Source organism: Erwinia billingiae Eb661, assembly GCF_000196615.1.
GTDB classification, from domain to species: Bacteria; Pseudomonadota; Gammaproteobacteria; order Enterobacterales; family Enterobacteriaceae; genus Erwinia; species Erwinia billingiae.
Genome location: NC_014306.1, coordinates 1692836 through 1705752, shown reverse-complemented (window position 1 = coordinate 1705752; position 12917 = coordinate 1692836). Strand labels below are relative to the sequence as shown.

The window sequence follows — 12917 nt, the reverse complement described above, 5'->3', positions numbered from 1 at the left end:
GTGCGCTTATTCAGCTTGTTAGCGTTTGGCGGTCAGTGCGCAAAGCCTGTCCAGTAAGGCACCGGAAGCCGCCTGTGGCAGCTCGGCATCCACCGGCAGGTACCACCAGTTGTCTTCAGCGAAAGACCGGACTTTCACCGCGTCTTTTTCCGTCATCAACAGCGTTTCGCCTGGCGCAAGCAATGCTGCTAACTGGGCCGGTTGATAAGACTGATGATCGGCAAAAGGCACTTCCTTAACTGGCATAACACCCTGCTGATGAAGAGTGGCAAAAAAGCGAGGAGGATGACCAATGCCGGCCATCGCCACCACGTTTGTCAGCATCATGGCCGGGCAGGTTTCACCACTGCGGATGTTAACGGCATCACCGGGGTTCAGCTGCATCGCCAGCTCGCCAGCCTGCGCCTCACCGCCATTGGTAACGATCGCATCAACGGTTCTCAAACGGGAAGCACGCTCACGCATCGGGCCGGCGGGAAGCCACCAGCCATTGCCAAAACGACGCTTGCCGTCGATGACCACAATCTCGAAGTCTCTCGCTAAGGCGTAATGTTGCAGGCCATCGTCGGTAATGATGATGTCGATGTTCGCCTGCTCAGTGAGCGCCTGAACGGCCTCTTTTCTGACAGGCGAGACCGCTACCGCAGCCCCTGTGCGCTGATAAATAAGCACAGGCTCATCACCCGCTTGCACGGTTGTGGTGCGGTTATCCAGCACCAGCGGATAGCGATCGGCCTTACCGCCGTAGCCTCTTGAAACGACGCCGACACGCAGACCACGCTGCTGCAAAGCCTGTACCAGCCAGATGACAACCGGCGTTTTGCCGTTGCCTCCGGCTGTCAGGTTGCCCACCACCACCACCGGAACGGTAGCGCGCCACGCTTTGCGCAGGCCCCAGACATAGCTGAGGCGGATCAGGTTGCTAATCAGGCCATACAGCCAGCTTAACGGAACCAGCGGCAGATAAAGCGCGGAGCGTCCGCTCCAGATGCGTTCAATCATTGACCAAACTGCATCTTATGGAGCTGGGCATACACGCCACGATGTTCCAACAGATCGGCATGGCTTCCGCGCTCAACAATGTAACCGTCTTCCACCACCACAATCTCATCGGCCTTTTCAATAGTGGAAAGACGGTGAGCGATAACCAATGAAGTACGGTTTTTCTGCAGTTCATCCAGCGCAGACTGAATGGCACGTTCAGATTCGGTATCCAGTGCAGACGTCGCTTCATCCAGGATCAGGATTGGGCTGTCACGCAGCAATGCGCGGGCAATGGCAATACGCTGACGCTGTCCACCGGAAAGCAGCACGCCGTTTTCACCGATGATAGTATCAAGCCCTTTATCCATCTTGTTGATGAAGTCCATGGCATGAGCCATGGTAGCGGCCTTCTCAATATCTTCGCGGCTGTACTTCTCGGTACGGGCATAGGCAATGTTATTCGCCACCGTATCGTTAAACAGATGCACATTCTGTGAAACCAGTGCGACCTGATTACGCAGCGAGCTAAGGGTGTACTCGCGCAAATCGTGGCCATCCATCAGGATTTCGCCCTGCTGAATATCGTAGAAACGCGTCATCAGGCTGGCAATGGTGGATTTACCCGATCCTGAACGCCCAACCAGGGCAACAGTTTTCCCCGCGGGGATCGCCAGGTTGATATTGTGCAGCGCAGGCGTTTCACGTCCCGGATAGGTGAAGGTGACGTTGCGGAATTCAACGTCACCTTTAGCGCGTTCAATTACACGCTTACCGGTGTCCTCTTCCTGCTCGGTATCAAGGATTGAGAACAGCGTCTGGCAGGCAGCCATTCCCCGCTGGAACTGCGCATTGACGTTAGTCAGCGACTTCAGCGGACGCATCAGGGCAATCATCGAAGAGAAGACTACGGTGATTGTACCGGCGGTCAAAGTTGCCATCACGCTTGGGAAGCTTGCCGCGTACAGTACGAAAGCCAGCGCCAGAGAAGCAATCAGCTGAATAATTGGATCGGAGATAGAAGAGGCAGAAACCAGTTTCATCCCCTGCTGGCGCATATGGTTACTGACGCGTGCGAAGCGTTGGCTTTCCACTTCCTGGCCGCCAAAAATCAGCACTTCTTTATGCCCTTTCAGCATCTGCTCAGCACTGGTGGTCACATGCCCCATAGTGTTCTGCATGGTTTTGCTGATGTTTCTGAAGCGTTTTGAAACGGTACGAATAGCAAAAGAAACGATAGGTGCCAGTAAAATCAGGATCAGCGACAGCTGCCAGCTGTAGTAGAACATCATGATGAACAGGCCAATAATCGAGGCCCCTTCACGCACGACGGTGACCAGCGCACTGGAAGATGAGGAAGCAACCTGCTCGGAGTCGTAGGTGATGCGCGAGAGCAGCGTCCCGGTGGACTGCTGATCGAAGAAGGCTACCGGCATTCCCATCATGTGGCTGAACAGGCGACGGCGCATACTCATCACAACGTTGCCGGAGACCCAGGAGATGCAGTAACTCGAGATATAACTGGTGACGCCGCGGATTAACATTAAGCCAATCACCGCCAGAGGCATCCAAATCAGGACGGAAGAGTCAGCCTTACCAAAACCGTCATCCAGTAATGGTTTCAGCAGTGACAGCATTAATGTATCTCCCGCCGCGTTCAGTACCAGTGCTACCGCAGCCACAATCAATCCGGGTTTAAACGGTTTGATCATCGGCCAGAGGCGACGGAATGTCTGCCAGGTGGAGAGATCTTTTTCCTGATGCATTATTTAACCAGCTTTTATTGAAAATAGCCGCTCATTCTACCTGGAATAACGTGGTACGCCAAACCACTGATGATACCAACGGCTCATTATTTGCGCTCTCAGACTGCTAAGGTGCCAGTTTTTATCAAAAAAATGCACGCTCAGCTGCCCCTCAAGCGCCGTGTCATGCCAGATATAGTGATAGTTTTGGTAGCGTTTAATTACTTTTTCCGCCGGTAATTTCCATGCGCTGTAGCGCGCCGCAGAGGCCAGAGCGACCTTTCCGCCAACGGCTCTGAGAAAAGGAGGTACTGAGGACGTACTGCTACCGTGGTGAGGCACCTGTAAAATATCGGCACCAATTGACGCCCGATGATATCGAACTAAATCATACTCAGCCTGCGCCTCAATATCCCCCGTTAACAGCACGCGCCATTTTCCATCACTTACCCTGATTACGCAGGATTGATTATTTCCGGCCTCAGTTTGTCCTGTCGGTGGCCAAATTGCCTGAAAAGACAGGTTTTGCCAGCGCCAGCTCACGCCCTGCCCACACGGTAAATGTCCGGGTGTTCCCAGCCCGCTATGTATTACCGCTTCAGGAAAAGCCGTTTGCAGACTTCCCAGTCCACCGATGTGGTCCAGATGACCGTGGCTCAACACAATCTGTTTAACCTTAAGCCCCTGCCATCCTAACCAGGGAATGATCTGGGATTTGGCTGCATCGCCACCCGGCCAGCTATTGCCAGTATCGTAGACTAACGCCTCGCCGTTGGCTGAAATCACTACGGCAAGACCATGCCCGATATCCAACATATCCAGCCGCCACTTGGGTTCCTCGTTATTCAGTCGCCAGCAGGCTAATGCCAAACCTAAGCTCAGAACCGTCATCGGTGAGGAGCGCCACCAGCAGAAACGACAGGCAATCACCGTCAGCCAAATCGCTGCACTTATCGGCAGCGCCTGTCTGTTCATATCGAGCCAACCCGACGGCAACAAAGCCAGAGGAACGAAGACCGCTTCCAGCGAGCGATCGGCAAACCACCAGAAAGCCTGACTAAGTGGCGCTAAAGGTAGAAATGCTAAAGCCGCAAGGATCAGCGGCACTGAGATGAAGGTGACAACCGGAACTGCCCAGATATTCGCCAGCAAGGCGCTGATACTGATACCGTGAAAAATCAGCAGTTGTATCGGCATCATAATAAAAAATATGCCCAGCTGAAGGTGGAGTAACTGCAAAGGTAACCAGCGTTTCTTGCCGGCGTATTTCGGTGGTAATGGGAACCAGTGAAACCAGAACAACAACCCCGCTACGGCCACCGCCGACAGCCATAAGCTGTCAGAGAGCAGGCTCAAGGGGTCAAAGAAAATAATGGTCGCGATGCAGATGCCCCAGACCTGCCAGTTACTGCAGCGGACACCTGATAGCCGTAAAGCCCCCCACAAACTGACCGCTAATACGGCTCTGAGTGATGGTGGGTTGGCACCCGCAAGCCAGCAATAGACTGCTGCGACAAGCAGCCCACACATCAAGGGGAAACGATAGCCAATCCACGCTGCGCTGAAAGCCAACTGTAAGCCCCTGGCAAATAACCAGCCTACACTGGCCGCCAGACTGATATGCATACCTGAAATGGCCATCAGATGTGCCGTTCCCGTCTCTCTTAGCAGCTGTGTCATCTGCTGGCTGACGTCTCCCCGTTCGCCAAACGCCAGCGCAGAGAGAATCGCCTGCCAGGGAAACTCAGCATAGTAACTGCGGCTGCGTTGGATAATTCGTTCACGCCAGCTGCAGGTGCTATCGATTGGCGTCAGCAACATTATTCTTCCGCTTAGCGGCGTACTGTTGGCCAGTGCAAATCGTTGTGCATCAAAACCCCCTTCATTCAATCGGGCATGAACTGGCCGCAGTTTCAGCGTCATTTGCCAACGCTGACCGCTACAAAATGACTGGTCAATCTCCTTGCTGCTGACCAGGGTAGACACCGGTGGAAAAATTCTTCGCCCATCAACGCTGACAATCCGCATTTTTAGCCGCTCAGAATTAACCAGTACGGCTTCTATCTGCGTCGTGGCCGTTATCGTCCTTGCGGACAACAATTCAATTTGTTCGGACATCGTTCTTGCCGACATAACCAGCCACAGAAAGAGCAATACGCATAACGCGATATCTTTCAGCCAGCGTTGGCGCTGCATCAGCAAGTACAGGGAGGGAAGGATCAGCCACAGGTCATAACGGGCGGCAGGCAGTCGTGGAAGGAACGTCAGAGGTAACATCGCGATAAGGACCCACATAGCAAGGCGGCTGAGGCTGTAAGGCATGACGGTTCTCCATTATTCCGTCAGCAGACTTTATCCTCCGCGAAGAGAGGATGCAGCCGCAGTGACGCTCCGCTGAAATGCGGCGCGCAATCTTTAGGTCGGTCTTGCAGGGTCCTGATTTTTATTGCGGCACTGCCCGCACCACTGAGCCAAATTTCAGGCAAAAAAAAACGACACCGAAGTGTCGTTTTATCGCGTAGTGCTAAGCGTTAGCCGTAGATATTTGCACGATCACGCAACTCTTTACCTGGCTTGAAGTGTGGAACGTATTTACCTTCCAACTCCACTTTGTCACCCGTTTTCGGGTTACGGCCGGTACGAGGCGCGCGGTAATGCAAAGAAAAACTGCCGAAACCCCGGATTTCAATGCGTTCGCCCTGCGCCAAAGTGGTCGCCATGTGCTCAAGCATCTCTTTTACCGCATCCTCAACGACTTTCGCCGGAATATGAGAGTGCTGGCCAGCAAGTCTTTCAATAAGTTCTGACTTGGTCATAAATCCTCCGGTAAATTCCTGTTGGAAAAGCTCTGACAGTAACGGCTATTTCAGGGCGACTTACGCCGCCCTGTTGCAAAAGCAATTACTCGCCTTTAGCTGCTTTGAAAGCTTCAGCCATAGCGTTAGAGAAGTTGCCTTCTTCCTGTTTGGTGTTAACAGTCGCAATGGCTTCTTTCTCGTCAGCCTGGTCTTTCGCACGAACAGACAGGCTAACAACGCGGTTTTTACGGTCAACACCGGTGAATTTGGCTTCAACATCGTCGCCAACATTCAGAACCAGAGTTGCGTCTTCTACGCGGTCAACTGAAGCTTCAGAAGCGCGCAGGTAACCTTCAACGCCGTCTGCCAGTTCAACTGTAGCACCTTTAGCATCAACAGCAGTCACTTTACCGTTAACAATTGCACCTTTCTTATTCAGAGAGATGTAGTTGTTGAACGGATCTTCTGCCAGCTGCTTAACGCCCAGGGAGATGCGCTCGCGCTCTGCGTCAACTTGCAGTACAACAGCAGCGATTTCGTCGCCTTTCTTGTATTCACGAACTGCTTCTTCTCCGGTAGCGTTCCAGGAGATGTCAGACAGGTGAACCAGGCCGTCGATGCCGCCGTCCAGGCCGATGAAGATACCGAAGTCAGTGATTGACTTGATTTTACCTTCAACACGGTCGCCCTTGTTGTGGGTTTCTGCAAACTGCTGCCATGGGTTGTTTTTACACTGCTTCAGACCCAGGGAGATACGACGACGTTCTTCGTCGATATCCAGAACCATAACTTCAACAACATCGCCAACGTTAACAACTTTGGACGGATGAATGTTTTTGTTGGTCCAATCCATTTCTGAAACGTGTACCAGGCCTTCAACGCCTTCTTCGATTTCAACGAAGCAGCCGTAGTCGGTCAGGTTAGTTACACGGCCAGTCAGACGAGTCCCTTCTGGGTAACGCTTAGCGATAGCGACCCAAGGATCTTCGCCCAGCTGTTTCAGACCCAGAGACACACGGGTACGCTCGCGGTCGAACTTCAGCACTTTAACAGTGATTTCGTCGCCCACGTTGACAATTTCGCTTGGATGCTTAACGCGTTTCCATGCCATGTCAGTGATGTGCAACAGGCCATCAACGCCGCCCAGATCAACGAATGCACCGTAGTCAGTCAGGTTCTTAACGATACCTTTAACTTCCATGCCTTCCTGCAGGTTTTCCAGCAGCTGATCGCGCTCTGCGCTGTTTTCGGATTCGATAACCGCACGACGTGAAACAACCACGTTGTTACGTTTCTGATCCAGCTTGATTACTTTGAATTCAAGCTCTTTGCCTTCCAGGTGCAGAGTATCACGCACTGGACGCACATCAACCAGGGAACCTGGCAGGAACGCACGAATGCCGTTCAGCTCAACAGTGAAGCCGCCCTTGACCTTGCCGTTGATAACACCGGTAACGGTTTCAGCTTCTTCGTATGCTTTTTCCAGCGTGATCCAGGCTTCGTGACGCTTAGCTTTCTCACGGGACAGCAGAGTTTCACCGAAGCCGTCTTCTACAGCGTCCAGAGCTACGTCAACTTCGTCGCCAACCTGGATTTCCAGTTCGCCGGCTGCGTTCTTAAACTGTTCTACAGGAATTGCAGATTCAGATTTCAGGCCCGCATCAACCAGGACGATGTCTTTGTCGATAGAGACAACAACACCACGAACGATGGAACCCGGACGGGTTTCGATTTCTTTCAGGGACTCTTCAAAGAGTTGAGCAAAAGATTCAGTCATATTGATAATCTTATGGATTCTTCAATTTAACGTCCACCTGACATCCTGACGGGTGGGGTTGTTTCACATGCCCCATGACGTCCATATCACAGGGTTAGGGGATTCTTACGGGCAGTTTGGCCCGTGATTCACTGCGGCAAGGACAACTTTTCACGCGCATAATTGAGTGCAGTTTCAATAACTTGCTCAATCGACATGCTGGTTGAATCCAGCACCAGCGCATCGTCTGCCGGTATCAGTGGTGCAATGGCGCGATTACGATCGCGGTCATCACGTTCTTTTATCTCGGATAAAAGGCGCTCAAAGTTAACACTAAAGCCTTTATCCTGCAACTGTAGCATACGACGGTGCGCACGCTCTTCCGAGCTGGCATCCAGGAAGATTTTCACCGGTGCATCAGGGAAAACCACGGTGCCCATATCGCGACCATCAGCAATCAAACCTGGCAAATCCCTGAATCCGCGCTGACGACGCAGCAATGCTTCACGCACGCGAGGGAATGCAGCCACTTTTGACGCGGTGTTGCTGACATCCTGAGTGCGGATTTCGCCAGAAACATCTTCCCCTTCCAGGATCACTTCCATCTCACCGTTGGTCGAGACAAAACGCACGTCGAGATGGGCTGCAATCGGCACCAGTGCTTCTTCAGAAGTAATATCCACCTGATGATGCAAAGCAGCCAATGCCAGTACGCGGTAGATTGCGCCCGAATCCAGCAGATGCCATTGCAAGGCTTCAGCCATCGCTTTACACAGGGTCCCTTTACCAGCACCGCTTGGGCCATCAATCGTGATCACCGGGGCTATAGCCGTCATCTCATTCTCCTGTCGGTGGAATGCCTGTTAGCTGCCCAGGCAAATATCGACGGGCATTATACGCAGCTTACGCAAGGATCGTTACCCCTAAGCCTGGTCGAGATTAAATTATTTGTCAGATTAATGCTGATGATGAGGGGAACAACCTTGCAGGACGTGAGTTGGCTCGCAATCCGCTGCACCTGAATGCAGCGGATTTGCAGAATTATGCCAACTGACTGATACGCGCCAGCTGCTCAAAATAGTCGGGGAAGGTTTTCGCGGTACAGCCTGGATCAAGAATAGTGACCGGCGTTGAGGATAACGCCACCAGCGAGAAACACATCGCCATACGGTGATCATTATACGTGCCAATCTCAGCAAACTTCAGCGTTTGTGGTGGCGTCACGCGAATGTAATCGTGGCCCTCTTCCACTTCAGCGCCGACTTTACGCAATTCTGTTGCCATTGCAGCCAGACGATCGGTTTCCTTAACGCGCCAGTTGTAGATGTTACGCATCACCGTGGTGCCCTTGGCAAACAGCGCCGCAGTTGCGATTGTCATCGCCGCATCAGGAATGTGGTTCATATCCAGATCGATAGCGTTAAGATCGCCACGGGTACAGGAAATATAGTCATCTCCCCACTCAATCACCGCGCCCATTTGCTCCAGCACATCGGCAAAGCGGATATCGCCCTGCATGCTGTTACGGCCAATACCGGTCACCTTAACGGTTCCGCCTTTAATGGCCGCAGCGGCCAGGAAATAGGAAGCCGAAGAAGCATCACCTTCTACCAGGTATTCGCCAGGTGAAACATACTGCTGATTTCCGGCAATGTGGAATTCACGGTAGTTATCATTCTTCACTTCTACGCCGAACGTACGCATCAGGTTCAGAGTGATGTCGATATAAGGCTTAGAAACCAGATCGCCTTTGATCACAATTTTAGTGTCGTTCGGTGCCAGCGGTGCCGTCATTAACAGAGCGGTAAGAAACTGGCTTGAAACGCTACCATCCACCGACACTTCGCCACCGCTAAAGCCGCCTTTCAGGTGCAGCGGCGGATAATCTGTTTGCTCCAGGTAGCTGACTTCAGCCCCACCCTGACGCAACGCATCCACCAGGTGCCCAATCGGACGCTCTTTCATCCGTGGCTCACCGGTTAAGACAATGTCATTACTTCCCAGGCAGAGTGCTGCAGCCAGCGGGCGCATTGCGGTGCCGGCGTTACCTAAAAAGAGTTCTACCGGGCCTTCCGCATGCAGTGGACCACCCTGACCAGTGACTTCACAGACAGTACGATCGTCGGAAAGCGAATAACTGACGTTCAGCGCTTTCAATGCCGTCAGCATATGGCGCACATCATCACTGTCCAGCAAGTTGGTCAGACGAGTGGTGCCTTTAGCCAGCGCCGCCAGCAACAATGCGCGGTTTGATACGCTTTTGGAGCCAGGTAAGTTTACGGTGCCATCGACCAGCGCGACAGGTTGTAGGGTCAGGGATTCCAACATGCGAAACATATTCTCCAAATTAAAAACAATAAAACCCCGCAGCCTTGCGGGGTTCCAACTGGCTACGAGCAATCAGGCTGACTTAGCCGTGACGACGCTCGAAATCGATCATGAAATCAGTCAGTGCTTTCACACCTTCTAACGGCATCGCATTGTAAATTGAGGCACGCATGCCGCCAACTACGCGGTGGCCTTTTAGCGCATGCAGGCCAGCTGCGACAGATTCATCGAGGAACAGGTTATCCAGCGAAGAGTCGGCCAGCAGGAAAGGCACGTTCATGCGAGAACGGTTGGCGGTCGCCACTTCGTTACGGTAGAAACCACTGTTATCAATGGTGCTGTACAACAGGTCGGCTTTAGCCTGATTGCGCTTATCGAGTTCGGCCACGCCGCCCTGCTCTTTCAGCCATTTGAATACCAGGCCAGAAAGGTACCAGGCAAAGGTTGGTGGCGTATTGAACATCGATTCGTTTTCGCTGAGCACCTTGTAATCCAGAATCGAAGGCAGCTCTTTCTTGGCTTTGCCTAACAGGTCTTCACGAACGATGACCAGGGTTAAGCCAGCCGGTCCAATGTTCTTCTGCGCGCCAGCATAGATAACGCCGTAACGATTGATATCCAGTGGGGACGAAAGGATGGTTGAGGAGAGATCGGCCACCACCACTTTATCACCAAAATCTGGCTCTTCATTAATAGCAACGCCATCAATGGTTTCATTCGGGCAGTAGTGAACGTAAGCAGCGTCATCAGACAATGCCCAACTGCTCATCGGGGTGATTGCCCGCAGGCCATCTACCTTGGTTTGCGCGTCGATGACGTTAGGTGTGCAGTATTTCAGCGCTTCTTTGATTGCGCTGTGTGCCCAATAGCCACCATCAACATAATCGGCGGTGGTCTTATTGCCTAACAGGTTCATTGGGATCGCCGCAAACTGTGCACGCGCCCCACCGTGACAGAACAAGACTTTGTAGTTTGAAGGGATCTTTAACAGGTCACGAAAATCTTTCTCAGCCTCTTCGGCAACCTGAATAAATTCTTTACTGCGATGGCTAATTTCCATCACGGACGTCCCTAATCCCTGCCAGTTACGCAGTTCTTGTTCGGCACGACGCAGAACTTCCGCCGGCAGCATCGCTGGGCCGGAGCTAAAATTGAAAACCTGACTCATTTCCCCTCACCACTTTCAGATCAATCGATTGCTATTCTGCTATCGGTTTTATCATTGCCCATCCGCCGCTGCAATGATTAATCGGGTCAGCCGACCAGTTCCGGAATGATGCCGGCCGGTGGCTACAGTAATTTCCCCCCTCGCGTAGCGGATCGGACAGAAACCCCGTATCATTGCGCACTTTCGGCACAACCCAAAACGAGTGGGCACTATGACGCAAACGTATATTCCAGGCAAAGACGCCGCGCTGGAAGATTCCATCGCACGCTTTCAGCAAAAATTGCAGGATCTGGGCTTCAATATTGAAGAAGCTTCCTGGCTGAACCCGGTTCCCCACGTCTGGTCCGTTCATATCAGAGACCGCGACTGCCCGCTGTGTTTTACCAACGGTAAAGGCGCCAGCAAGAAAGCTGCCCTGGCCTCGGCGCTGGGCGAATACTTCGAACGTCTGTCGACTAACTACTTTTTCGCCGACTTCTGGTTGGGCAACAAGGTGGCCAACGGTGACTTCGTTCATTACCCAAATGAAAAATGGTTCCCGCTGCCAGAAGACGACAGCCTGCCAGCCGGTATTCTGGACGAACGTCTGACCGCCTTTTATGATCCAGAGCAGGAAGTCAGCGCCAGCGATCTGATTGATCTGCAGTCAGGCAATAGCGATCGTGGTATTTGCGCCCTGCCATTTACGCGCCAATCCGATCAGCAGACGGTTTATATCCCGATGAACATCATCGGTAACCTGTATGTCTCCAACGGCATGTCTGCCGGCAACACGCCGAATGAAGCGCGTGTACAGGGCCTGTCTGAAGTGTTCGAACGCTACATCAAAAATCGTATTATTGCCGAATCCATCAGCCTGCCGTTGATCCCACAAGCCGTGCTGGATCGTTATCCGGGCGTGGTGGAGTCGATCAATAAGCTGGAAGCCGAAGGGTTCCCGATTTTCTCTTACGATGCTTCGCTCGGTGGCAAGTACCCGGTTATCTGCGTGGTCCTTTTCAACCCAGAAAATGGCACCTGTTTCGCTTCCTTTGGCGCGCACCCTGACTTTGGCGTGGCGCTGGAACGTACCGTTACCGAACTGCTGCAGGGCCGTAGCCTGAAAGATTTGGATGTGTTCACGCCGCCAACCTTCGATGATGAAGAAGTCGCTGAACATGCCAACCTCGAGACGCACTTCATTGATTCAAGCGGCCTGATCTCCTGGGACATGTTCAAAGACGATGCCGATTATCCGTTTGTTGACTGGCGTTTCGACGGGTCAACGGAAGAAGAGTTCGCGACGCTGATGGCAATCTTCAAAGCTGAAGATCAGGAAGTCTACATCGCTGATTACCAGCATCTGGACGTCTACGCTTGTCGTATCATCGTCCCGGGGATGTCTGATATTTATCCTGCGGAAGATCTGCTGTTGGCCAACAACAGCATGGGCGCGTATCTGCGCGAAACGCTGCTGTCGTTGCCAGAAACTCAGTGGGAAAAAGAGGACTATCTGTCACTGATTGAGCGTCTGGATGAAGATGGTCACGATGACTTCACCCGTGTGCGCGAGTTGCTTGGCCTGGCAACGGGTAAAGACAATGGTTGGTACACGCTGCGTATTGGTGAGCTGAAAGCGATGCTGGCGCTGGCCGGTGGCGATCTGGATCAGGCGCTGATCTGGACGGAATGGACCATGGAGTTCAACAACTCTATCTTCACTCCAGCGCGCGCTAACTACTATCGTTGCCTGCAAACGCTGCTGCTGTTGAGCCAGGAAGAAGGACGCGATCCGGTGCAGTATCATACTGCATTTGTGCGGATGTACGGACTGGATGCGGTTGAAGCCGCTTCGGCTGCAATCAGTGGCGAAGCCCCTTTCTATGGTCTGCAGTCAGTTGATGAAGACCTTATGGCCTTCCCGGCTCATCAGTCCTTGCTTGCCGCTTACGAGAAGCTGCAACAGGCAAAACGCCTGAACTGGAAATAAGACTTCAGGGCAATCGGGACCGGTCTCGATTGCCCTTTCCACACTCTCTTAATCTTCTAATGTTATTTTAAAGTAACGTCTAATTGTCATAAAACGAATACTTTAACCTTCCAGCTACATTTCATTGAATAACCTCGTTTAAACAAAGCGCAATTCGTGCTTAATTCAACTT

Annotated in this window: 9 protein-coding genes; 1 reads left to right on the top strand and 8 read right to left on the bottom strand. The window is 52.4% G+C overall.

All coding sequences use genetic code 11. The features are described 5' to 3' along the window. Positions 1 to 18 precede the first annotated feature (18 nt). The 8 genes from lpxK to serC form a co-directional block, all read right to left on the bottom strand. Positions 19 to 1002 (bottom strand): tetraacyldisaccharide 4'-kinase, encoded by a 984-nt coding sequence (lpxK, locus tag EBC_RS09280; protein ID WP_013201531.1) that lies wholly within the window; start codon positions 1000 to 1002, stop codon positions 19 to 21. Beyond that, positions 999 to 2747: a lipid A ABC transporter ATP-binding protein/permease MsbA gene (gene msbA / locus EBC_RS09275; RefSeq protein ID WP_013201530.1), complete on the bottom strand. Its 1749-nt coding sequence runs from the start codon at positions 2745 to 2747 to the stop codon at positions 999 to 1001. Before msbA ends, lpxK begins: the two co-directional genes overlap by 4 nt. A gap of 36 nt (positions 2748 to 2783) precedes the next feature. Next, a complete protein-coding gene (locus EBC_RS09270) occupies positions 2784 to 5048 on the bottom strand; it encodes a ComEC family protein (RefSeq protein WP_013201529.1) in 2265 nt (754 codons plus the stop codon). A 209-nt stretch (positions 5049 to 5257) separates the two neighbouring features. Further along, positions 5258 to 5542 (bottom strand): integration host factor subunit beta, encoded by a 285-nt coding sequence (gene ihfB, locus EBC_RS09265; RefSeq protein ID WP_013201528.1) that lies wholly within the window; start codon positions 5540 to 5542, stop codon positions 5258 to 5260. An 85-nt stretch (positions 5543 to 5627) separates the two neighbouring features. After that, complete coding sequence (gene rpsA, locus EBC_RS09260) at positions 5628 to 7301, bottom strand: 30S ribosomal protein S1 (RefSeq protein ID WP_013201527.1); 1674 nt, start codon at positions 7299 to 7301, stop codon at positions 5628 to 5630. A gap of 128 nt (positions 7302 to 7429) precedes the next feature. Next, the gene (gene cmk / locus EBC_RS09255; protein ID WP_013201526.1) at positions 7430 to 8116 is read right to left on the bottom strand and encodes a (d)CMP kinase; all 687 of its coding nucleotides are present in this window, start codon (positions 8114 to 8116) and stop codon (positions 7430 to 7432) included. A gap of 205 nt (positions 8117 to 8321) precedes the next feature. Then, entirely contained in the window at positions 8322 to 9605 is a 1284-nt protein-coding gene (aroA, locus tag EBC_RS09250) for a 3-phosphoshikimate 1-carboxyvinyltransferase (RefSeq protein WP_151038745.1), read from the bottom strand. An 85-nt stretch (positions 9606 to 9690) separates the two neighbouring features. Next, positions 9691 to 10776, bottom strand: a complete 1086-nt coding sequence (gene serC, locus EBC_RS09245) for a 3-phosphoserine/phosphohydroxythreonine transaminase (RefSeq protein ID WP_013201524.1) — start codon at positions 10774 to 10776, stop codon at positions 9691 to 9693. Between the two features lie 211 nt (positions 10777 to 10987). Here serC and ycaO point away from each other — a divergent pair, with 211 nt between their 5' ends. Further along, positions 10988 to 12745 (top strand): 30S ribosomal protein S12 methylthiotransferase accessory factor YcaO, encoded by a 1758-nt coding sequence (ycaO, locus tag EBC_RS09240; RefSeq protein WP_013201523.1) that lies wholly within the window; start codon positions 10988 to 10990, stop codon positions 12743 to 12745. Positions 12746 to 12917: the final 172 nt, after the last annotated feature.

Excerpts from the sequence above, each read along its gene's own strand:
- msbA (WP_013201530.1), bottom strand. The coding sequence starts at position 2,747 with ATGCATCAGGAAAAAGATCTCTCCACCTGGCAGACATTCCGTCGCCTC.
- ihfB (WP_013201528.1), bottom strand. The coding sequence starts at position 5,542 with ATGACCAAGTCAGAACTTATTGAAAGACTTGCTGGCCAGCACTCTCAT.
- EBC_RS09270 (WP_013201529.1), bottom strand. The coding sequence starts at position 5,048 with ATGCCTTACAGCCTCAGCCGCCTTGCTATGTGGGTCCTTATCGCGATG.
- lpxK (WP_013201531.1), bottom strand. The coding sequence starts at position 1,002 with ATGATTGAACGCATCTGGAGCGGACGCTCCGCGCTTTATCTGCCGCTG.
- serC (WP_013201524.1), bottom strand. The coding sequence starts at position 10,776 with ATGAGTCAGGTTTTCAATTTTAGCTCCGGCCCAGCGATGCTGCCGGCG.
- ycaO (WP_013201523.1), top strand. The coding sequence starts at position 10,988 with ATGACGCAAACGTATATTCCAGGCAAAGACGCCGCGCTGGAAGATTCC.
- rpsA (WP_013201527.1), bottom strand. The coding sequence starts at position 7,301 with ATGACTGAATCTTTTGCTCAACTCTTTGAAGAGTCCCTGAAAGAAATC.
- cmk (WP_013201526.1), bottom strand. The coding sequence starts at position 8,116 with ATGACGGCTATAGCCCCGGTGATCACGATTGATGGCCCAAGCGGTGCT.